The organism is Ruegeria sp. AD6 (assembly GCF_056542325.1).
In genome coordinates, this window is record NZ_JBQFZQ010000001.1 from 89,764 (window position 1) to 112,105 (window position 22,342).

20 protein-coding genes are annotated in these 22,342 nt (G+C 60.6%); 13 read left to right on the plus strand and 7 right to left on the minus strand.

Going from position 1 to position 22,342, the window contains the following annotated elements:
• The first annotated feature begins 62 nt into the window (after positions 1–62).
• From ACR0KJ_RS00460 to ACR0KJ_RS00515, 12 genes are all read left to right on the plus strand, one after another.
• The gene (locus tag ACR0KJ_RS00460; protein ID WP_170452089.1) at positions 63–311 is read left to right on the plus strand and encodes a DUF2484 family protein; all 249 of its coding nucleotides are present in this window, start codon (positions 63–65) and stop codon (positions 309–311) included.
• Positions 308–550, plus strand: a complete 243-nt coding sequence (locus tag ACR0KJ_RS00465) for a DUF2484 family protein (RefSeq protein ID WP_170452087.1) — start codon at positions 308–310, stop codon at positions 548–550. The genes ACR0KJ_RS00460 and ACR0KJ_RS00465 overlap by 4 nt, the downstream gene beginning before the upstream one ends.
• Before the next feature lie 56 nt (positions 551–606).
• Positions 607–1,533, plus strand: coding sequence for a UDP-N-acetylmuramate dehydrogenase (murB, locus tag ACR0KJ_RS00470; protein ID WP_170452085.1), 927 nt, complete (start codon positions 607–609; stop codon positions 1,531–1,533).
• A gap of 108 nt (positions 1,534–1,641) precedes the next feature.
• Positions 1,642–2,559, plus strand: a complete 918-nt coding sequence (locus tag ACR0KJ_RS00475) for a D-alanine--D-alanine ligase (RefSeq protein WP_480625713.1) — start codon at positions 1,642–1,644, stop codon at positions 2,557–2,559.
• A complete protein-coding gene (locus ACR0KJ_RS00480; protein WP_480625714.1) occupies positions 2,547–3,554 on the plus strand; it encodes a cell division protein FtsQ/DivIB in 1,008 nt (335 codons plus the stop codon). Before ACR0KJ_RS00475 ends, ACR0KJ_RS00480 begins: the two co-directional genes overlap by 13 nt.
• A gap of 8 nt (positions 3,555–3,562) precedes the next feature.
• Complete coding sequence (ftsA, locus tag ACR0KJ_RS00485; protein ID WP_480626263.1) at positions 3,563–4,897, plus strand: cell division protein FtsA; 1,335 nt, start codon at positions 3,563–3,565, stop codon at positions 4,895–4,897.
• The gene (locus tag ACR0KJ_RS00490) at positions 4,884–5,297 is read left to right on the plus strand and encodes a hypothetical protein (RefSeq protein WP_480625715.1); all 414 of its coding nucleotides are present in this window, start codon (positions 4,884–4,886) and stop codon (positions 5,295–5,297) included. Before ftsA ends, ACR0KJ_RS00490 begins: the two co-directional genes overlap by 14 nt.
• A gap of 349 nt (positions 5,298–5,646) precedes the next feature.
• Complete coding sequence (gene ftsZ / locus ACR0KJ_RS00495) at positions 5,647–7,248, plus strand: cell division protein FtsZ (RefSeq protein ID WP_480625716.1); 1,602 nt, start codon at positions 5,647–5,649, stop codon at positions 7,246–7,248.
• 213 nt (positions 7,249–7,461) lie between these two features.
• Entirely contained in the window at positions 7,462–8,382 is a 921-nt protein-coding gene (gene lpxC / locus ACR0KJ_RS00500) for a UDP-3-O-acyl-N-acetylglucosamine deacetylase (RefSeq protein ID WP_480625717.1), read from the plus strand.
• A gap of 126 nt (positions 8,383–8,508) precedes the next feature.
• Positions 8,509–9,351 carry an outer membrane protein assembly factor BamD gene (locus ACR0KJ_RS00505; RefSeq protein ID WP_170452073.1) on the plus strand — a complete coding sequence of 281 codons (843 nt, stop codon included), beginning with the start codon at positions 8,509–8,511 and terminating at the stop codon, positions 9,349–9,351.
• A 31-nt stretch (positions 9,352–9,382) separates the two neighbouring features.
• Positions 9,383–11,032 (plus strand): DNA repair protein RecN, encoded by a 1,650-nt coding sequence (gene recN, locus ACR0KJ_RS00510; protein WP_480625718.1) that lies wholly within the window; start codon positions 9,383–9,385, stop codon positions 11,030–11,032.
• A 101-nt stretch (positions 11,033–11,133) separates the two neighbouring features.
• Positions 11,134–12,819 carry a chloride channel protein gene (locus ACR0KJ_RS00515; RefSeq protein ID WP_170452070.1) on the plus strand — a complete coding sequence of 562 codons (1,686 nt, stop codon included), beginning with the start codon at positions 11,134–11,136 and terminating at the stop codon, positions 12,817–12,819.
• Here the strand turns inward: ACR0KJ_RS00515 and ACR0KJ_RS00520 are convergent.
• On the minus strand, positions 12,816–14,183 hold the full coding sequence (locus ACR0KJ_RS00520) for a DUF3179 domain-containing protein (protein ID WP_170622372.1): 1,368 nt from the start codon (positions 14,181–14,183) through the stop codon (positions 12,816–12,818). The two genes, ACR0KJ_RS00515 and ACR0KJ_RS00520, sit on opposite strands and share 4 nt — an antisense overlap.
• A 189-nt stretch (positions 14,184–14,372) precedes the next feature.
• Between ACR0KJ_RS00520 and ACR0KJ_RS00525 the strand changes: the two genes are divergently transcribed.
• Positions 14,373–15,494, plus strand: coding sequence for a TauD/TfdA family dioxygenase (locus ACR0KJ_RS00525; RefSeq protein ID WP_480625719.1), 1,122 nt, complete (start codon positions 14,373–14,375; stop codon positions 15,492–15,494).
• A 43-nt stretch (positions 15,495–15,537) separates the two neighbouring features.
• Here ACR0KJ_RS00525 and ACR0KJ_RS00530 read toward each other — a convergent pair whose 3' ends face one another.
• The 6 genes from ACR0KJ_RS00530 to ACR0KJ_RS00555 form a co-directional block, all read right to left on the minus strand.
• The gene (locus ACR0KJ_RS00530; protein WP_170734337.1) at positions 15,538–15,879 is read right to left on the minus strand and encodes a DUF427 domain-containing protein; all 342 of its coding nucleotides are present in this window, start codon (positions 15,877–15,879) and stop codon (positions 15,538–15,540) included.
• Between the two features lie 63 nt (positions 15,880–15,942).
• Positions 15,943–17,733, minus strand: a complete 1,791-nt coding sequence (locus ACR0KJ_RS00535; protein WP_480625720.1) for an aminopeptidase P family protein — start codon at positions 17,731–17,733, stop codon at positions 15,943–15,945.
• A gap of 85 nt (positions 17,734–17,818) precedes the next feature.
• Positions 17,819–19,696, minus strand: a complete 1,878-nt coding sequence (gene cobT, locus ACR0KJ_RS00540) for a cobaltochelatase subunit CobT (protein WP_170452060.1) — start codon at positions 19,694–19,696, stop codon at positions 17,819–17,821.
• Positions 19,697–19,816: 120 nt separating this feature from the next.
• Complete coding sequence (gene cobS, locus ACR0KJ_RS00545) at positions 19,817–20,803, minus strand: cobaltochelatase subunit CobS (RefSeq protein WP_170452058.1); 987 nt, start codon at positions 20,801–20,803, stop codon at positions 19,817–19,819.
• 150 nt (positions 20,804–20,953) lie between these two features.
• Positions 20,954–21,559: a methyltransferase family protein gene (locus tag ACR0KJ_RS00550; RefSeq protein WP_480625721.1), complete on the minus strand. Its 606-nt coding sequence runs from the start codon at positions 21,557–21,559 to the stop codon at positions 20,954–20,956.
• 215 nt (positions 21,560–21,774) lie between these two features.
• On the minus strand, positions 21,775–22,152 hold the full coding sequence (locus tag ACR0KJ_RS00555) for a winged helix-turn-helix transcriptional regulator (protein ID WP_170452054.1): 378 nt from the start codon (positions 22,150–22,152) through the stop codon (positions 21,775–21,777).
• Between the last annotated feature and the right edge of the window lie 190 nt (positions 22,153–22,342).

Here is a 22,342-nt window from a genome sequence, read left to right on the forward strand (position 1 = left end):
GCCGCACAACCTGAAAGTGTGATAGAGTATTCACTGATACCGCGTACCCGTGGAGGGGGCGAATGGACTATTCGATGATCTTTGCCGCACTTTGGGTGATCTGCGCGACTATCGTGGCGCTGTTGCCGATGCGGCTGCAATTCCCTCCGGGTATCTTGCTGCTGATCTGCGCGCCGGTTCTGATCCTGTGGCTGGGTTATGATCACGGCTGGTTCTGGTCGGTTGCGGCCTTTGCCGGGTTCGTGTCGATGTTCCGCAATCCCATCCGCTTTTACTGGCGCAAATGGACGGGCCGGGAGGTCACGGAATGAGCTGGTCGATTGCTCTCGCCGCTGCTTGGGGTGTGGCCGCCAACGTGCTGGCGATGATCCCCAGCAAGGACAACCACTGGACCCGCGCCTACATCTTGATCGCGGTTGGCATCCCAATCGTTGGGTATGTCACGTTCGAGCATGGCCCCTGGATTGGCTTGCTGGTGCTGGGAATGGGGATGTCCGTGCTTCGGTGGCCAGTGATTTATCTGGGGCGGTGGCTGCGTCGGCGGGTCTGAGAAACGTATCCCTTATACGTCTTGCCTTGGACGCCTAAATCCGCGATCTAGCGGCCATGAGCACTCTTCCATCAACACGCGGCAGGCTGTCCCAAAATCGCAGCCTCAACGACCTGACATGGCTCCGTGTCGGAGGGCCGGCGGACTATCTGTTTCAACCTGCCGATCTGGAAGACTTGCGGGGCTTTCTGCGCGATCTGCCCGCAGATACTCCTGTTTTTCCGATGGGCGTCGGGTCGAACCTAATCGTGCGCGATGGTGGTTTGCGTGCCGTGGTGATCCGGCTGGGGCGCGGTTTCAATGGTATCTCCATCGACGGTAACACCGTCACCGCAGGCGCTGCGGCCTTGGATGCGCATGTGGCGCGGAAGGCGGCGGATGCGGGGGTTGACCTGACGTTTCTGCGCACCATTCCCGGATCTGTCGGAGGCGCGGTGCGGATGAACGCGGGCTGCTATGGCAGTTACACAGCGGATGTTCTGCGCAAAGCCACCATCGTCACGCGGCAGGGTGAGGTCGTGGACCTGACCCCAGCGGATCTGAACTTCCGATACCGCCAGACCGATCTGCCCGAAGGCGCGGTGTTGGTTTCGGCGACGTTCGAAGGCCCCTCGGGCAATCCGGAAGAACTGCACGCCCGCATGGACGCACAATTGAAAAAGCGGGATGAGACGCAGCCGACCAAGGACCGTAGCGCCGGATCGACCTTCCGTAACCCGGCGGGGTTCTCGTCAACGGGGCGGGAAGACGACGTGCATGACCTCAAGGCGTGGAAGGTGATCGATGACGCGGGGATGCGCGGGGCCACCAAGGGCGGTGCGCAGATGAGCCCGAAGCACTCGAATTTCCTGATCAATACCGGTGACGCCACCGCTGCCGACCTCGAAGGGCTAGGCGAAGAGGTGCGAAAAAAGGTTTACGAAACAAGCGGCATCACGCTAGAGTGGGAAATCATGCGGGTCGGCGATCCGCTGACAGAATAAAGCCCCAACCGTCAGACCATAACAGGCAAATCCAGGCGACGGATCAAAGGCATAAACGCAGTACGGACCACCACATAAGGTCCGGGGACATTGAGGCGCACGTTGGGTATGTCGAGCAGGACAAACCCCAAAGTGGCGGTATTGATGGGCGGCCCCTCGGCGGAACGCGAGGTGTCACTCAGCAGCGGGCGCGAATGCGCAGCCGCCCTTGTGGGAGAAGGCATTGAAGTGGTCGAGCTGGACGCGGGTCCCGACCTCTATGCGCGCCTATTGGACATCAAACCGGATGTTGTATTCAACGCCCTGCATGGCCGCTGGGGTGAGGACGGTTGTGTGCAGGGCCTGCTGGAATGGATGCGCATTCCCTATACGCATTCGGGCGTGCTGGCCTCGGCCTTGGCGATGGACAAGCAGCGCAGCAAAGAGGCGTTTCGGGTGGCCGGACTGCCCATCGCGGAAAGCGTGATTGCCGCCAAGTCGGATGTGATGGCCGATCATGTCATGGCACCGCCCTACGTGGCCAAGCCCAACAACGAAGGGTCCAGCGTCGGCATTTATATCGTGCATGAAAACGCGAACGGCCCGCCGCAGCTGTCCGAGGACATGCCCGATCAGGTGATGGTCGAACAATACGTGGCGGGGCGCGAGTTGACGGTGACGGTGATGGGCGATCGCGCCCTGACCGTGACCGAGATCATGACCGATGGCGGCTGGTATGACTATGACGCCAAATACAAGCCCGGCGGCTCGTGGCATGTGTTGCCTGCCGAGATTCCGTCCGAGATTTTCGATCTGTGCATGGACTACGCGTTGCGCGCCCACAATGTGCTGGGCTGCAAGGGCGTCAGCCGGACCGATTTCCGCTGGGACGACAGCAAGGGGCGCGACGGCTTGTTCCTGCTGGAGACCAATACTCAGCCGGGCATGACGCCGACCTCGTTGGTGCCCGAGCAGGGGCAGCATCTGGGCATGACATTCGGCCAGCTTTGTGTGTGGATGGTGGAGGACGCCTCATGCGACCGCTGACAGCCACCCGCGCGCCAGTGATTCACCGAACCAAGGCCTTGGCCGGTCCGGATGCCGATTTTGAATCTGCGGATACGGAACCCCATGACACTCAGCCCGTTCTGCGCTTGAGCGGAGTAAAGCTGTTCAACCGCACAGCGCGCCGGGCTGATCCTGCGCCGTCGCGGCTCAGCTATCGGTTCCAGCGGTGGATGCTGACGCCGGGCATTCGACTGGGTGTCAAGCTGGGCCTGCCGATTTGCGCGGTGGCTGCTGCCATCGGCCTGTACTTTGCGTCGGAAGATCGGCGCGAGGCGGTCAGCACCTATATCGCCGACATCCGCACCTCGATTCAGGAGCGTCCGGAATTCATGGTCAACCTGATGGCCATTGATGGCGCAGGGGCCGGTCTGGCCGACGATATTCGCGAAGTGGTGCCGTTGGATTTCCCGATCAGTTCCTGGGATCTGGATGTCGAACAGATGCGCGACACGATCACCGGGCTGGACCCGGTGAAATCCGCGACCGTGCGAATCCGGCCCGGAGGCATCCTTCAGGTCGATGTGGTCGAACGGCAGCCCGTGATCGTCTGGCGCACCCGTGACGGCGTTGAGCTGTTGGATGAGACCGGTGTGCACGTGGATCAGGCGGCCTCGCGCAAGGATCATGCGGGCCTGCCCTTGATTGCGGGCGAAGGTGCGGATGCGCATGTGGCCGAGGCGCTTGAGATTTTTCAGACCTCGCGCAGCCTTGGCACTCGTGTCCGGGGATTGGTGCGCGTGGGTGAGCGCCGCTGGGATCTGGTGCTGGATCGTGGTCAGCGGATCATGCTGCCGACCGAGCGCCCGGTGCGCGCGCTGGAGCGTGTGCTGGCGGTGAACGAGGTGCAGGACCTGCTGGAGCGTGATGTGGCCGTGGTCGACATGCGCCTTGGGAACCGGCCAACTATGAGAATGACCAAAGCCGCCAGCGAAGACTGGTGGAATACAAAAGTGAACGCGAGTAACGGGCAGTAGCAACCATGATGACCGATCTTTATCAGTCCCAACGCGCCATGCGGCAGATGCGCCGGCAGGCGATGCAACGTGGCGTTGTCGCCATTCTGGATGTGGGCAGTTCCAAAATCGCCTGCCTTGTCCTGCGCTTCGACGGCACCGGGCGGTTGTCCGAGGATAACTCGATCGGTTCCATGGCCGGTCAAACCGGGTTCCGGGTGATCGGGGCTGCGACCACCCGTTCGCGCGGGGTCCAGTTCGGCGAAGTTACCGCGATGCAGGAAACCGAACGCGCCATCCGCACCGCCCTGCAGGCGGCGCAGAAGATGGCGGATATCCGCGTCGATCATGTCATCGCATCGTTTTCGGGGGCAAACCCGCGCTCTTACGGGCTGGACGCGCAGGTCGATCTGGAAGGTCAGCTTGTCACCGAGGCCGAGGTCGGCCGTGTTCTGAACGCCTGCGACGTGCCCGATTACGGCGAAGGGCGCGAGGTGCTGCATGCCCAGCCGGTGAATTTCGCGCTGGACAACCGCTCGGGCCTGATCGATCCGCGTGGGCAGTTGGGGCAGAGCCTTGCCGTGGACATGCACATGCTGACTGTCGACGCTGTGGCGATTCAGAACATCGTGCGTTGCATCAAACGCTGCGATCTGGAATTGGCGGGGATTGCGAACTCGGCCTATGTGTCGGGCATCTCGGCGCTGGTCGAGGATGAGCAGGAATTGGGTGCCGCCTGTATCGACATGGGCGGTGGCACGACCAGCGTCTCGATCTTTATGAAGAAACACATGATCTATGCCGACTGCGTGCGCATGGGCGGCGATCACGTGACGCAGGACATCTCGATGGGTCTCGGCGTGCCGACTGCCGTGGCCGAGCGGATCAAGACCTTTAACGGCGGCGTCCATGCCACCGGGGCCGATGATCGCGACCTGATCGATATCGGCGGCGATACCGGCGATTGGGAGCATGATCGCCGTACCGTCAGCCGGGCTGAATTGATCGGTATCATGCGGCCTCGGGTCGAGGAAATTCTGGAAGAGGTCCGCGTGCGGCTGGATGCCGCCGGGTTCGAACATATGCCCAGCCAGCAGATCGTTCTGACCGGGGGCGGCAGCCAGATCATGGGGCTGGACGGTTTGGCCACGCGCATTCTGGGTCAAAGGGTCCGCCTGGGCCGTCCGCTGCGCGTTCACGGCCTGCCGCAATCGGCGACGGGGCCGGGCTTTTCCTCAGCCGTAGGTCTCAGCCTGTTTGCGGCACATCCGCAGGACGAATGGTGGGATTTCGAAATTCCGGTCGATACCTATGCCGCGCGCCCGTTCAAGCGCGCGGTGCGGTGGTTCCGTGACAATTGGTAAAACCCTTGGCGGCGCCGCTCTGGTGTTGTGGCCGGGTCTCGCCCCGGCCCAAACCCTGATCACGCCCGAGGTTTTTCTGGACGCCGTTATCGGCAAAACCGTCATGTTCTACGAGATCCGCAGCGGTGATCTGGTCGGAACGGAGGAATTCCTGAACCACAGAACTTCGGTCTGGCGGGAAGCAGGGAGGGGCTGCGTCTACGGGCAGATCACCACGCCCAACGGCCAGATCTGCTTTCTATATGACAATGACCCGGATGGCATTCCGGTCTGCTGGTGGCCGTTTCTGCATGAAGACCGCCTGATGGTCCGGCTGGCGTCATTGACAAACGGCGAAATTCAAGAGGTGCGCAGCATCACCGAAAACGGCTTGGACTGTCCAAGTGCCCCGATCAGCTAAAGAAACCGGTTGCGGCTGCGGGATTTATCCCTAAAGATATCCACAAGGCCCGTCAGAGGCCCGGCGGCAGGACATTGAGCAGTTTTCCGCCCTACCAAAACCGGGATTTCCGTCCGTGTGCAAATCAATTGCCACGGCGCGGTTTTCGGCTGTCTTGTGGCATCTTTAGGCCACTCCGCAAGATTTGGCGGCTGGTGCGAAATACCGCCGTTTGATGCCTTATTTCCTCCATATTTTGTGGATTTGCGCGATTTTTGACGTGACCTTTGCGCATCACAAGGATAGAATCGAACAAGGATAGGTAAGAAAAACACCGCTTTGGCGGAACAAAAATACAGGCGGACAGAGCATGACATTGAATCTTTCGATGCCCGGGCACGACGAACTGAAGCCTCGGATTACAGTATTTGGCGTTGGCGGCGCAGGCGGCAACGCGGTCAACAACATGATTGAAAAACAGTTGGACGGCGTCGATTTTGTCGTCGCCAACACCGACGCGCAGGCGTTGCAGCAAAGCCAGTCTTCGGCGCGGGTGCAACTGGGTGTGAAGGTCACCGAAGGTCTGGGGGCAGGGGCCCGTCCGACGGTTGGGGCCGCCGCCGCCGAAGAAAGCATCGAACAGATCGTCGATCATCTGGCAGGTGCCCATATGTGTTTCATCACCGCCGGTATGGGCGGGGGCACCGGTACCGGGGCCGCGCCGATCATCGCGCAGGCCGCGCGGGAACTGGGTGTGCTGACCGTTGGCGTCGTCACCAAACCCTTCCAGTTCGAAGGTGCCAAGCGCATGCGTCAGGCCGAAGACGGCGTTGAAGCGCTGCAACAGGTCGTTGACACGCTGATCATTATCCCGAACCAGAACCTGTTCCGTCTGGCCAATGAAAAGACCACGTTCACCGAGGCGTTCTCGATGGCCGATGACGTTCTGTATCAGGGCGTCAAGGGCGTGACCGATCTGATGGTGCGTCCGGGTCTGATCAACCTCGACTTCGCGGACGTGCGCGCCGTGATGGACGAGATGGGCAAGGCGATGATGGGCACGGGCGAGGCGACCGGCGAAGATCGCGCAATTCAGGCCGCCGAAAAGGCGATTGCCAACCCGCTGCTGGACGAAATCAGCCTCAAAGGCGCGAAGGGCGTGTTGATCAACATCACAGGCTCGCACGACCTGACACTGTTCGAACTGGACGAGGCCGCCAACCGCATTCGCGAGGAAGTGGACCCCGAGGCCAATATCATCGTCGGTTCGACCCTCGACACCGCGATGGAAGGCGGAATGCGCGTTTCTGTCGTGGCAACCGGGATCGATGCCACGGAAAAAACCAGCGATGTGCCGGTTGCGCGCCGTTCGATGTCCGAGCCGCTGACCCGCACCGTTTCGGCCGAAGAACCTGTGCGTGAAGAAGTGCCTGCCGCGGCAGAAGTGGCCGAGGCCGCGCCTCAGATGCCGGAAAACCGCGAACCCTCGCTGTTCGAGGCAACCGAAGAGCCCGCGCAATTCCAGCCGCGTGACGAACAGGACGATGATGGCCTTCCGCCACCCGCCTACCAACCGCGTGTCGCTGAATTCGAACCGCAGCCGGAACCTGTTGAGCAGGCGCCGAACGCCTACGCCGCGCAACCACACGCGGCGGGAACGCCTTCGCCCGAGGCGCTGCAGCGCTTGCAGGCGGCGGTGCAGAATGTCCCCTCGGCAGCACAGCGTCTGACCGCAACACGGTCGCCGGAACCCGCGCCGCAGCCGCAAGCTGAAGCCGAAGAACGCCCCCGCTTTGGCTTTAACCGTCTGATCGACCGCATGACCGGTCACGCCGCGGATACCCCCGCGCAGCCGGTCCGTCAGCAGCCCGCGATGCGGCAGGCTGACGCCACGGCACCAGCGCATGAAGAAGCGGATCCCGACCAGGAGCGGATCGAAATTCCGGCTTTCCTGCGCCGTCAAGCCAACTGATCGCGGTAACAAAATGAGCGTCAAGGGTCGCCATCAGGCGGCCCTTTTTCTATATTTGTTAAGGATTTATGAGCAGATAAGCAGGGTTTTGCCGATCTGTTACATTGATGTTTCATTCAGTTACAAAGAGTGAGTTGAGCCTGACCGCCCGCTTCCTTAACTGGGTGTCCAACACAGCCGTCCGAGGCTGGACACCACTCGCTGAGGCCCATTTTGCAACATACGCTCAAATCTCCGGTCACGTTCAAAGGCGTCGGACTGCACGGCGGTCAGCCTGTTGTCATGGTTCTGAAACCGGCAGCAGCAGGTCATGGCATCTGGTTCAAACGGACGGATATCGAGCTGGGCAACGCTTTGATCCCTGCCATCTATGACATTGTCGAACGTACGCCGCTGTGCACCCGACTGATCAATGATGCAGGCGTGTCGGTGTCGACCATCGAACATATCATGGCGGCGCTGGCGGGTTGCGGCGTGCACAACGCGCTGATCGAGATTGACGGGCCCGAAGTGCCGATCATGGACGGGTCGTCCATCGACTTTGTGCGGGGCATCATGGCCAAGGGTGTGCGCCGTCAGGCCAGCCCGGTTCTGGCTTATGAAGTGCTGAAACCCGTCACCGCATCGCGCGAGGGGGCCAGCGCATCTATCGCTCCGGCGGATGGGCTGATCATCGATTTCCATATCGACTTTGAAGATGCCGCTATCGGCAATCAGACCAAAACGCTGGATATGCGCAACGGATCCTTCGTGCGCGAGCTGAGCGATTGCCGCACCTTCTGCCGTCGCATCGACGTGGAAGCCATGCGCGAAAACGGTCTGGCCCTGGGCGGTACGCTGGAAAACGCTGTTGTGGTGCAGGGTGACGAGGTTCTGACCCCGGGTGGCCTGCGCTATGCGGACGAAGCCGTTCGTCACAAGATGCTGGATGCGTTGGGTGATCTTTATCTGGCGGGTGGTCCGATCCTGGGTCATTTCACCGGTGACAAGTCCGGCCATTCGATGACCAACACCCTGCTGCGCAAGCTGTTCGAGACACCCGGCGCCGTGCGTCCGATCCTGTGCACACCTGAACAGGCAGCCCGCTTGCCGGGTCAGGGCCTTGTTCTGGATGAAATTCCGGCGGTCGCCTGATTCAATCAACTCTGACGACATTTGCGACAGAGCGCGCATAAGGCGTTTTGCACCGGAAATATCTATGCTAGACCATGGCTCAATTCGGGGCAAACCTCGTTGAGTATGATGACAAGGATGGGCAGTATGGTTGGCAGCAAAGCGGCAGTCAGGTTCGCGGGCGCGATTCTTCTGGCAGCAGTTTTGACAGCATGTGGTAACAGGGGCGCTGACCGCGAACAGAACCTTGAAGGCTTCACGCCCGAGCAGATTTATACGCGTGGCGAATATGAGCTGTCGCAGAATCGCTCGGACGACGCGGCTTGGTATTTCTCGGAAGTCGAACGGCTGTACCCCTATTCGGATTGGGCCAAACGCGCGCTGATCATGCAGGCGTTTTCATTCCATGCCGACAAGAATTACGAAGAAAGCCGCGCCGCCGCGCAGCGCTATATCGACTTTTACCCCACCGACGAAGATGCGGCCTATGCGCAGTATCTGTTGGCGCTCAGCTATTATGACCAGATCGACGAAGTTGGCCGCGACCAGGGCCTGACCTTTCAGGCCCTGCAAGCGCTGCGCACGGTGATCGAGGTTTACCCCGACAGCGAGTATGCCACCTCGGCAGTGTTGAAGTTCGATCTGGCCTTTGACCATCTGGCGGGCAAGGAAATGGAGATCGGGCGCTATTACCTGCGTCAGGATCACTATATCGCGGCCATCAACCGCTTCCGTGTCGTGGTCGAGGATTTCCAGACCACGTCGCACACAGCCGAAGCGCTGTATCGTTTGGTCGAGGCCTATCTGTCCTTGGGTCTGTTTGATGAGGCGCAGACCGCAGGCGCGATCCTTGGGTACAACTACCAGTCCTCGGAATGGTATGACGATGCCTACAAGCTGTTGACTTCGCGCGGGCTGGATCTGAAGAGCCGTGGCAACAACTGGCTCAGCCAGATCTATCGCCAGACGATCAAGGGTCAGTGGTTGTAAGCTGGTGACGGTCTGGGGATGCTAACACCCGATGCTGCGCGCCTTAGATATCCGTGACATGCTGATCATCGACCGGTTGGAACTGACGTTCCAGCCGGGTCTGAACGCGCTGACGGGTGAGACCGGGGCGGGTAAGTCGATCCTTTTGGATTCGCTGGGGTTCGTTCTGGGTTGGCGCGGTCGGGCCGAACTGGTTCGGCAGGGTGCAGCGCAGGGTGAAGTTGTAGCCGAGTTTGAGCTGCCCGACGACCATCCGGCCCATGCGGTTCTGGCCGAGGCTGGATTGCCGGGCGGAGAGGAGTTGATCCTGCGCCGCGTCAACACCGCCGAGGGCCGCAAGACCGCCTGGGTCAATGATCGTCGTTGCTCGGGCGAGGTTCTGCGGGCGCTGTCCGAAACGCTGATCGAATTGCACGGCCAGCATGATGATCGTGGATTGCTGAACCCGCGCGGCCACCGGGTTTTGCTGGATGACTACGCTCAGGTCTCGGGTCAGTTGGCATCGGTCCGCCGCGCGTGGTCCGAGATGTCGCGCAGCCGCAAGGCATTGGCCGAGACCGAGGCCGCGCTGGCCGCGATGCGCGCCGAAGAGGAATTCCTGCGTCATTCCGTGGCCGAGTTGGACAAGCTGGACCCGCAACCGGGTGAGGATGCCGATCTGGATGCGCGCCGCCGCATGATGCAGGGGGCCGAGCGGATCCGCGATGATGTCGCCCGGGCATTTGACCTGTTGGGCGGTGAGGGTGCCGAAGGCGCGATGTCGGACGCAATGCGCTGGCTCGAAGGTGTGTCCGACAATGCAGGCGGGCAGTTGGAAGACCCCATCGCTGCGCTGGGGCGTGCCCTGATCGAATTGGGTGAGGCGCAGGACGGTGTGAACGCCTGCCTTCAGGCGCTGGACTTCAATCCGGCGGAACTGGAAGCCGCCGAAGAACGCCTGTTCGCGATCCGCGCGCTGGCCCGCAAGCATAACGTGGCACCGGATGATCTGGGCCCGTTTGCAGATACTCTGCGGGATCGTTTGGGGCAGTTGGACGCCGGTGACGCCGATCTGGCCGAGTGTCGGGCCGCCGTCGAGGCTGCGCAGGCCACATATGATACGGCTGCGGCCAGGCTCAGCGCGACCCGCCAAAAGGCCGCCGGGCAGTTGGATGCGGCGGTCATGGCCGAGCTTGCGCCGCTGAAAATGGAACGGGCGGTGTTTCAGACAGAAATATCGCCAGCCGATCCCGGCCCCGAAGGCACCGATGCGGTGGCCTTCACGGTTGCCACCAACCCCGGCGCACCGTCGGGGCCGCTGAACAAGATCGCCTCGGGTGGTGAGCTCAGCCGGTTTCTGCTGGCGCTCAAGGTTTGCCTGTCCGGTGATGACAGTGCCCGAACGATGATCTTTGACGAGATTGACCGGGGCGTCGGCGGTGCCACTGCCGATGCGGTTGGGCGCCGACTGGCAGCCCTTGCGCAAGGCGGGCAGGTGCTGGTCGTCACACACTCACCCCAAGTGGCCGCGCGGGCTGCGCATCACTGGCGGGTGCAGAAGCAAGTAAGCGCGGGTCAGACCCTTTCGACCGTTGTGCCCTTGGCCGAAGGTGATCGCGTGGATGAGATCGCCCGAATGGTGTCGGGCGACACGATCACCGACGAAGCGCGCGCTGCCGCCCGCGCCTTGCTGGACGCCTGACGCCGTTTGTGGCGTTTCCTGGTGCCCCCACCGTCGCTATCGCACTTTTATATGGCCGCCCCGTGGCTTACTAAGGGGTATGTATTGATCCCCGAGGGCCAATGACCCAGTCAACCCGCACCGTTCTGCGCAACCAGCTCAATCAGGCCATGGCCGCGATCAAGGATGCGTGGCGGGTGATGCGGCGTCGTGGGCCCAGCCAGATTCAGTTCTGGTTCATCGCGCTGGCCATCGGAATCGCCGCCGGGTTCATGGCGCTGGGGTTCCGCAAGGCGATCCGCGCGCTGCAGGCGTATCTCTACGACACCGAGGATATTCTGCTGTTGCACAGCCATGCAGAGATGCTGCCGTGGTTCATGGTGTTGATCATCCCCATCATTGGCGGTCTGATCGTTGGTATCATCCTGAACAAGTTTACCGATGATGGCCGCGTGCGGTCTGTCGCGGACGTGATCGAAGGGGCCGCCGTCAGCGATGGCCGGGTAGAAACCAAGGCTGGTATCGCCTCGTTCTTCGCCTCGCTGATCACGCTGAGTTCGGGCGGCTCAACCGGTCGGGAGGGGCCGGTGGTGCATATGGCCGGTGTCATCTCAACCTGGGTCAGCAACCGCATCCACGCCGACGGGATCACCGGGCGGGATCTGCTGGGGTGCGCGGTCGCCGCCGCCGTTTCAGCCAGCTTCAACGCGCCCATCGCCGGGGCGCTGTTTGCGCTTGAGGTGGTGTTGCGCCACTTCGCCGTGCACGCCTTTGCGCCGATTGTCATCGCCTCGGTCGCGGGGACGGTGATCAACCGTCTGGAATATGGCGATGTCACCGAATTTACGCTGGATACGCCCGGATCGCTGCAATTCTACGTGGAACTGCCCGCCTTTCTGATCCTCGGGCTGATCTGCGGGTTCGTCGCCTTGCTGCTGATGCGCTCGATCTTCTTTGCCGAGGATATTGGCAACCACATCCAGAACCGCCTGTCTCTGCCCGGTTGGCTGCGCCCGGCTGTGTCCGGTGCGATGCTGGGCCTGCTGGCGATCTGGTTCCCGCATATCATCGGTGTGGGGTATGAGACGACGACCCGCGCCCTGACCGGCGATCTGGTTTTGACGACGGCCATCCTGTTTGCCGTGGTCAAGACCGTTGCGGTTGCCATCACCATGGGCGGGCGCATGGGGGGCGGGGTATTCTCACCCGCGTTGATGATCGGGGCGCTGACGGGGCTGGCCTTTGGTCTGATTGCCACCGGTTTGTTGCCCGACGTGTCGGGAACCCACACGCTCTATGCCTTTGCCGGAATGGGGGCGGTTGCAGCCGCCGTTCTTGGTGCGCCGATCTCGACCACACTGATCGTGTTTGAATTGACCGGAGACTGGCAGATCGGTCTGGCCGTGATGGTGTCGGTGTCGATGTCCACAGCGCTGGCCTCGCGCCTTGTAGATCGGTCGTTCTTCCTGACCCAGCTAGAGCGTCGCAATGTGCATCTGGCCGCCGGTCCGCAGGCCTATCTGCTGGCCATGCTGCGGGCCGGGGCAGTGATGCGGCCCATTGGCGACGCGCGCTCGATCACCGCTGACGAGGCGCGCGCGCTGATCGAGCAGGGCCTGTGTGTCAAGGCCAGCGCCACGCTGGAGGCTGCGATGCCCTATTTCGATCGGGACGACATTCCATGCATCCCGGTGATTATCCTGGAAGACGACGGGACCGAAACTCCGGTTGGTGCCTTGTATCATGTAGATGCGCTGAAGGCGTATAACCGCGCCTTGGCCGCCACAGCGGCCGAAGAGCATTCCTAGCCGCGATACACGCTCGCCGCATCGCCCAGATAGTTGTCCCACGCGAACCAGTACGAGATATGCCCGGCCACCCGTGGCAATTGTGTGCCATCCGGGCCGACCAGCATTTCTTCGGTCAAGGTCCACTTTCGGCCTGCTTCATCCACCAGACCGCCATCCGCAGCCTTGAACCTGTGCCCGGCACGTTCATAGGCGCGTACGGTGCGCCGATCCGGGTTGCCGATCAAGACCAAAGGCCGGTTCGCAATCGCATCGTTGATCACGCGGGTTCGGCTGAACGCATCCAATGGCCAGGCCCGTGCCGCGCCAAACTGACGGATCGCAAACACATAGTCCTTTTGCCGGTGCTGTGACTGATCCACCTGCGCCGGGAACATCAGTTCGGGTGAGGCAAAATACTCGCGATACACCACGCCCGAGCCATAGTTCCGTCGATGCCCGGTGTTCAACGACAAGGCCCGCGTGTCAGGGTGCGAGGTTTTCCAGCTATCCCAGGTGGTGATGACAACCGGCCGCTGTTTCAGTTCTATCCCGCTGTCAACCAGTGGGCCGACGACGGGCTTGCCGGTATATTGGTTCCACAGCGAATGCGTCTCGCGGTCAAACATCAGCTTGTTCGAACGGTAAAGGAACCCTGACGAGCCAAACACAAAGGGCTTGCGCCGACCCGCGACCTGCGTTTCGAACAAAATACCGGACCCGCATAGGGTGCAATAGGCCAGGGCGACAGGGACCCCGCCGATCACCTCGTTAAACATCTCGTGCCAGCCCATGATCCGCAGCGGATAGGCGCGCGTGTCGCCGTTGATCGAGACGCCAAAGACCAGATCATCGTCCCTGAGGTAACTGGCATCCGAGGCCGAGATCAGCGTCGGATTGTCCAATGAGGGAATGCCATCCTTGTAAACGCCGCCCCATGCGATCTCTTCCAGCCGGATTTTCATCCTGTCGCGCGTCAGGTATTCGGGCCGCAGGAACAGATCGAAATTCTGATCGATCCCCAACAGAACTTCGCGTTTGAACGGGATGAGCGACGGATGGGGGACCAGTTGCGGGTTCCGTTCCTGCCAGAGCATCCAGTCAAACCAGTCAGTGCCGTATTTCTGGCCCGAGAGGGTTTCAATCACTTCGGAAATCTCGTCCCGCCGCCGGTCAGAAAACCGCATCGCGGTGATCAGGGCCGGAACCACATCCGGGTTTCCTCGCCGTATCAGGTAAGCCATCTGTGCTTCAAAATCGGTACGACCGGAATACAGCGTGCTGCGTATGGCCTCCAGCACCGGATCGCTTTGCGCCCATACCGACCCCGGCACTAACGCTCCGACCCCGATCAACCCGGCAAATCTGCGACGTGAAACAGACATGGCACCCTCCTGTTCGCATCCACATTCAGTGTGCACGCCACACGCTTCACATGCACACCACAGTCGCGTGAGCAGGATACGCGAATTTGAAATTGGCTTTGCGTCGAAATTCGAATCTCGTCATGGTCGCTTCAGAATCCCGGAAACGGGATTAACACATGCGGTTGTTTCATCTGCCAGGAGCCAGCGATGTCGAACACAAATGGTGCGGTTGCTCTGAAAGATCAGGGGCTTGTTCTCCACACCGGTGGGCAGGACGTCTATTTCAACTACTATTGGCTGCGGGACAATTGCACCTCGTCCTTTGACCCAGAACTGCGTGAGCGCACGTTTGACATTACTTCGCTGACACAAGCCCCGCAGGCCAGATCGGCCGAGGTTGAGGGCAATGATCTTATCATCGATTGGCTGGGTGAAGACCACCAAAGCCGGTATTCAATCGACTGGCTGATGGGATTTCAGACACGCGGCGGGCGGGATGATCCGGCGGTGCTTCCCAGAAAGCTTTGGCGGGCCGGGCACAGCGACAGCTTTCCACGGTTCAGCCAACATGACGTGATCCACGACGTGCCAACCCGCGCGGCCTGGGCCCGTGCCTTGATCGAAGAAGGCGTCGCCGTCATCACAGATATGGAGGACAGCGACGAGTCCTTGACCAAACTCACTAATTGCCTCGGGCTGGTCCGGCCCTCGGTCGCTGGTGAGTATTTTGATGTGAAGGTCCAGATAGACCCCGTCAATCTTGCGTTCACGGCCAATGCGCTAGAGATGCATACCGACACACCGTCAGAAGAAATGGCGCCCGGTGTTCAGTTTCTGCATTGCCGCAGAAACAGCGTGGATGGGGGCTACAGCCTGTTTGTCGACGGGGCCGCCGTGGCCGAAGATTTCCGCGCCGAACACCCCGAAGACTTTGATCTGCTGGTCCAGCACAAAGTGCCGTTTTTCTATGACCACGAAGATTTCGACTGGCGCGCGCATCAGCACGTGATCGAACTGGATACAAATGGCACCGTGTCAGGCGTGACCATCTCGCAGCATATGGCGGATGTGTTTGATTTGCCGCAGGACGTTCTGGATGCCTATTACCCGGCTTTCAGCAAGTTCCTGCGGGCAATCAACAGCCCCAAATACCTCAACCGCTTTCGAATGCAGGCAGGCGAGTGCTTTGTCTTCGACAACCACCGGATCGTTCATGGCCGCGAGGCGTATTCTGCCACAAGCGGAGAGCGCTATCTGCGGGGATGTTACATCGACCGGGGCGAGATGCGATCAAGCTACCGCACGCTGGTGCGCAAGGGCTATGTCTGATCCGCGCCGCAACCCAGGGCAAATACAGGTGAGCCAAACAGGTTTAAATCTGTTCAACCTTCACTGACTCCGCCGGATAAAACGCCAGATACCCCTTGATCTCGGCCACGGCAGGGATCGGGCTTTCATAGCTCCAGGCGGCGTTTTCTGTCACCGATGACTTGTTCACGATCGAATAATGCGTCGCGTCGCCCTTATGCGGGCAATGCGTAACCTTGTCCGTCTGATCCAGAAACGCCATCGCGATATCCGCGCGAGGAAAATAGACCACTGGATCCAGATCGCCTTCCAGCAGCACCAGAGCATTGCTGCTTTCGCCCAGAACCGCACCGCCCGAGCGAACGCTCCACTTTCCGTCCGCCTTCTCGATTGTGATCTCAGTCATATTTCGTCTTTTCCTCGCCTTTTTCGGGCCTCTCCTCTGCCCGTTCCATGTAACAGTCCGATGTCAAATCGGCGCTGTTGCGGCATCCAACCACAGTTGAGCCGCGCCGCCCAGCCTTGGCCGGATCTTTTCTGCAACGGCCTGATGATAGCTGTTCAGCCAGGCGCGTTCGGTGGAGGTAAGCATATCTACCAAGATCAGGCGCCGGTCAATCGGCACGTAAGTCAGCGTACGCCATTGCAGCATGGCGCGTTCATCATCGCCGTCAGGCAGGTTGGGGGCCTCTTCGACCACGACAAGGTTTTCGATGCGGATACCAAACGCGTCTTCGCGGTAATATCCGGGCTCGTTCGACAGGATCATGCCGGGCTCCAACGGCACGTGGCTGATCCGCGACAGGCGCTGCGGGCCTTCGTGCACGCTTAGGTAAGCGCCGACACCGTGACCGACCCCGTGATTGAAATCCTGTCCCGCCTGCCACAGCGGCGCCCGGGCGATGCATTCAATGTCACGTCCAGCCAGCCCGACCGGCCAGCGCAGCATCGACAGATTGATCATGCCCTTCAGAACGCGGGTGAAGCAGGCTTTCTCGGCCTCTCCAACCTCGCCGATCCCAATGGTTCGGGTGATATCGGTGGTCCCGTCCAGATATTGCCCGCCACTGTCCAGCACCAGCAGATGGCCGTTTTCCAACCTGCTATCGGTCGCCTCGGTCACCCGGTAATGCATGATTGCACCATGGGGGCCGGTTCCCGCGATTGTGTCGAACGAAATGTCCTGCAACGCATTGTCTTTACGCCGGCTCTCTTCCAGCCGCGTCACGACCTGGGTTTCAGAGACGGTACCGGGGCCTTGTCCATCCAACCAGCACAAGGTTTCGATCACCGCAACCGCATCACGCAAATGCGCCTCGGCGCTGCCTGCGATTTCAGCCGGGTTTTTACAGGCTTTCGGGACGGCACAGGGATCGCCGCCGTCAACCATCTTGTCCCCCAAAGCGTCTGCAACGATCTGAGGTACCGTGTTCGGATCAACCTGAACGCGCCCCTCCAACCGACCGACAGCATCCAGAAACGCCGCAGGGTTCCGAACCGAGACCCGATCGCCCAGATGGTCACGAACACCGCCCAGCTTTTCGGCGGCCATGAACAGATCAACCCGCCCAGCGGCGTGCAAAATCGCGAACCCGTGCGCCACAGGGTTATAGGCGATATCCGAGCCGCGAATATTCAGCAGCCACATGATCGAATCCGGCAAGGTGATCAGCGCCGCCGCGCGCCCGGACGTATTCAAACCCTCCGCCAGTCGCGCGATCTTGCTTTCGGCGGTTTCCCCGGCAAATTCAATCGGGTGGGCTGCCACAGGGTTCATTGGCGGGGCAGGCTGATCCGCCCAGATCCGGTCTATCAAATTGTCACAGCGCACCAGTTCGATACCGCTGCCCGCAAGCTCTTTCGCCACGGCCGAGACCTGACCGGCCGCGTGCAGCCAGGGGTCAAACCCGACCTTGCCGCCCTGCGGCAACTGCTCTTTCAACCAGGTGCTCAGGCTGACATCCGGCCATGGGACCGGAGTAAAAACATCGGCAACCTGCGCCTTGACCTGCGTCCGATACCGCCCATCGACAAACACACCGGCCACATTGCGCAGTGCAGCGCAGAACCCGGCCGAGCCGGTAAACCCGGTCAACCAGCCCAGCCGCTCATCCCGTGGGGCCACATATTCCCCCTGATGCGCATCCGCGCGCGGGATCAGAAACCCGTCCAGCCCCTCTCGCTCCATCTCGGCCCGCAATGCAGCCAAGCGCGGCGGCCCCTGTTCCGGACGCGCAGTAACTTCAAAAGACTGAAACATCATTCCCTCCCTCAAACCGAAGGACGGCTTGAAACGCCGCCTGTTCTTCTTGTCCAAAATACGGCCGCCGGAGGCAAGGTCAGCCTTAGCTGGCCTTTTTCATTCCCATCACACGGGCGCGGGCGCGTGGGTCGCTGTCGAACAGCGCCGCCAGTTGTTCGGTCATCGCGCCGGCCAACTGCTCGACATCCGTGATCGTGACGGCCCGATCATAATACCGGGTCACGTCGTGGCCGATCCCGATAGCCAGCAATTCGACCATCTTGCGTTTTTCGACCATGGCGATCACATCGCGCAGGTGTTTTTCCAGATAATTCGCCGGGTTCACGCTGAGTGTCGAATCATCGACCGGAGCGCCATCCGAGATCACCATCAGGATCTTGCGCTGCTCGCGCCGCGCCAGCATCCGGCGATGGGCCCATTCCAGCGCCTCACCGTCGATATTTTCCTTCAGCAAACCCTCTTTCATCATCAGACCCAGGTTGGCCCGCGCGCGCCGCCAGGGCGCATCGGCCCCTTTGTAGATGATATGGCGTAGGTCATTCAGGCGCCCGGGTTGCTGCGGACGGCCATCGTTCAGCCATGCCTCGCGCGCCTGACCGCCTTTCCACGCGCGCGTGGTAAAGCCCAGAATCTCGACCTTCACATTGCAGCGCTCCAGCGTCCTTGCCAGAACATCAGCACAGACGGCGGCGATCGAGATCGGACGCCCGCGCATCGAGCCTGAATTATCCAGCAGCAGGGTCACCACGGTATCGCGGAACTCGGTGTCTTTTTCGACCTTGAAGCTCAGCGGCGTGGTCGGGTTCGCCACGACACGCGCCAGACGTCCGGCATCCAGAATGCCTTCCTCGCGGTCAAACTCCCACGACCGGTTCTGTTGCGCTTGCAAACGGCGTTGCAGCTTGTTGGCCAAACGGCTGACAGCCCCTTTCAACTGATCCAGCTGCTGATCGAGATAGGCGCGCAGCCGTTCAAGCTCGGCCGGTTCGGCCAGATCTTCGGCGGCGATCTCTTCGTCATGCGTGTTCAGGTAGACCTTGTAATCCGGGTCAGCCTCGGACGCGGGCGGTGGGGCAGGCGGTTCCAGTGGAGCCTCGCCATCCGGCATTTCGGCCTCATCGCCCATCTCATCTTCGGCCATCTCATCCATCGAGACCTGGGCCTGAGACTGATCTTGCTGTTCTTCCTGCGTTTGCTCGGGCGTGGCGTCGGCGTCTTGCTCGTCCTGATCATCCTGCCCGGTGCTGTCGGGATCGGGCTGTTCGTCCGCGTCGTCCTCGGCCTGATCTTCCTGCTCGTCATCCAGCTCATCCGGGTCATCGCCCAGCTGGTCGCCATAGCCCAGATCCTTGATCACCTGACGGGTGAATTTGGCAAACTCGGCCTGATCCGAGAGAATATCGTCGAGGTTTTCCAGCGTGCCGCCCGCCTGTTCCTCGATAAACCCGCGCCACAGGTTCATGACGTTTTCCGCTGCAGGCGGCAGATCGCGCCCGGTGGCCAGATGCCGGATCAGATAGCCTGCCGCCACCGACAGGGGCGCTTCGGCCGGTTGCTTGCATTGATCATACCCGCGCCGCAGCGCTTCGTGGCCAATCTTTACGTCGATGTTCGACGCCGTGCCGGGCATATCCCGCGCACCCATCGCCTCGCACCGCGCGACCTCCATCGCTTCATAAAGATCCCGCGCCATGTCGCCCGGAGGCGCATAGCGCGCATGGGTCGCGTCATCATGGTATTTGCGTTGCAACGCCAAGGCATCCGCCGTGCCGCGCGCCAGCAACACCTCTTCTCGAGTCATCCGGCGCGACACCTGAGGCAGCCGCATCGACTCACCCGACATGCCCGAGGGATCGACTGTATAGGTCACCGACAGTTCGGGATCATCGGCCATGACCTTGGTGGCCTCGGCCAGGGCCTTCTTGAACGGATCAGCAGGGTTGTCGTTCTTCTGTGCCATGTCCTAAGCCCTCATCAAAGTGACCTGCCCAACGCGGAGAAGACTAACGGATCCGCCTTCATCTGGCCAAAAATATCCCCGCCGGAGGCATTGCGCCCGAAACGGGCGCAATTCGGGTGCTTACCCCAAGCTCGCGCTCGCCGCGCTTTCCGGCAGTTCCTCATCAAAGCAACGCTGATAGAACTCGGCCACGGTCTGACGCTCCAACTCGTCGCATTTGTTCAGGAAAGACAGACGGAAGGCATAGCCGACATTACGGAAAATCTCGGCGTTCTGGGCCCAGTTGATCACGGTCCGTGGGCTCATGACGGTGGACAGATCGCCATTCATGAACGCGGTCCGGGTCAGGTCGGCGACTGTGACCATCTGGCTGACGGTCTTGCGGCCCTTCTCGGTGTTGTAATGCGGGGCCTTCGACAGAACGATCATCGTTTCGGCGTCGTGGCTCAGGTAGTTCAGGGTCGAGACCAGTGACCAGCGGTCCATCTGCGCTTGGTTGATCTGCTGCGTGCCGTGATAAAGGCCCGTGGTGTCGCCAAGACCAACAGTGTTGGCGGTGGCGAACAGGCGGAAGTTCGGGTTCGGCGTAATGATCTCGTTCTGGTCCAGCAGGGTCAGCTTGCCGTCATGCTCCAGAACACGCTGGATCACGAACATCACGTCGGCGCGGCCTGCGTCGTATTCGTCGAAAACGATGGCAACGGGGTTGCGCAGCGCCCAGGGCAGGATGCCTTCGTGAAATTCAGTCACCTGCTTGCCGTCGCGCAGCTTGATCGCGTCTTTCCCGATCAGGTCGATCCGGCTGATGTGGCTGTCCAGGTTCACACGTACGGCGGGCCAATTCAGGCGGGCGGCGACCTGTTCGATATGGGTCGATTTCCCGGTGCCGTGATAGCCCTGGATCATCACCCGGCGGTTATGGGCAAAGCCTGCCAGAATCGCCAGCGTCGTCTCCGGGTCGAACTTGTAGGTGTGATCAATGGCAGGCACACGGTCGCTGGCCTCGGCGAAGCCCTTGACCGCCATGTCGCTGTCAATGCCAAACACTTCACGGACCGAGATCTCTTCGGTTGGTTTTGCGTTGATGTCGATCGATCCGTCAGCCATGCGCCTTGTCCTTATCCTTTGACCCGTATTGCCGGGTTTGAACCCGTGTGTGGTGCAACATATTGCAGGCAAGGGCAAGGGAAAGCCGCCACTTGAAGAAGCTGACCGGATGTTTCTTTTCAACTGGCCTTATCGGTTGGTCTGAAACGATTACTGCAGGATCTCCTTACGCAATCTGATCAGGCTGCGCTCATCAACAAATCGTGGCGTTTGGCGCATGTAGTCCTGAAAGGAGCGGCCATAGCCCTGAAGCAGCCATCTTTCTTCGTTCAGAACGAACAGAAAGTAGATCAGGAACAGAATGGCGGCCAAGGCCAGGGTCAGCCACGATCCGCTGGAGATCCCCAGACCCACCGTTGCCAGCACCGAGGTAACATATTGCGGGTTGCGCGAATAGGCATACATGCCGCTTGTCACCAACCCGTCGCTTTCGCAGTAGGTATTGTCGAGCCCCAGAAAGCGGTACCCGCGCAGCGTGATGCCGAAGGAAAGCACCATGATCGGCACGCCGATAGCGTAGCGCACCCAATGGCCCCAGCCGTTCACCCAAACCTCGGACAAGGCGAACACGACGGTGGCGCCGCAAAACAGCCAAAACAGCCCGAATGCCGCGTGATGCCGCCATCCGCTGGCGCTGGGCCACAGACCCAAACGCGGCAAGCGCAGGTTCAGGGCAAGATACAGGCTCAACATCAGGGCCGAACCGAGGGCCAGCACCACTGAGACCTCGTGAACGGTGTAGATCAGGTTGTCCATATCACAGTCCAAACTCGCTGTTCGCGTCAAATCGGATATGGGCAGAGTACGCGGCCCACGGGACAGGCCGTAACAAGGGTTTGTAACAGGTTGAGGACGACGAGATGCTCTGAACGATCAGGTTCGTATTGGACGTCACGCTTGAGGGCTGTGGGGCCACCGCATGCAGGTGTCAGAGTTGCAATTTACTAGCGCCGGTGATCGGCCAGAACCGCTCAGTCCTGATGCGCTTTTTCATATTCCAGCCGCGCAGCCTTGACCTGCTCCTGTCGCGTGCTGGACCAGAAGACCAACGGTTTCAGATGCTCCAGAAGGCTACGACCCAGCGGGGTCAGTTCGTAAGACACAGCGACCGGAGGACCAGGATCAACGGTCCGTGTCAAATACCCATCGCGCTGAAGCCCCCGCAGGTTTTCGGTGAGAACCCGCTGTGTCACATCGCCGATGCAGCGCTTGATCTCTCCAAACCTTTTCGGTTCATCCTCAAGCGACAAGATGATGATCATGCGCCACTTGCCCGTAACATTCGACAGAACGGAGCGAATGGGGCAGTTCGATGCTTCGGCTTTGCTTTCAACGCCTATGGGTAGCATTTTCGCCTCGGTGCAAATTGAATACCAGCGTCGATTACCATACCGATGTTCGGCGATTCAAGCGCCCTTGGACCAGACCAGGTATCCTAAAACATACCTTGTTTCATTTTAGTGCGTAATTGAAACGTAGTGCATTTTTGATACCAGCTATTGCCATAACGCGAATCGAAAGGACGCACGATGACACCTA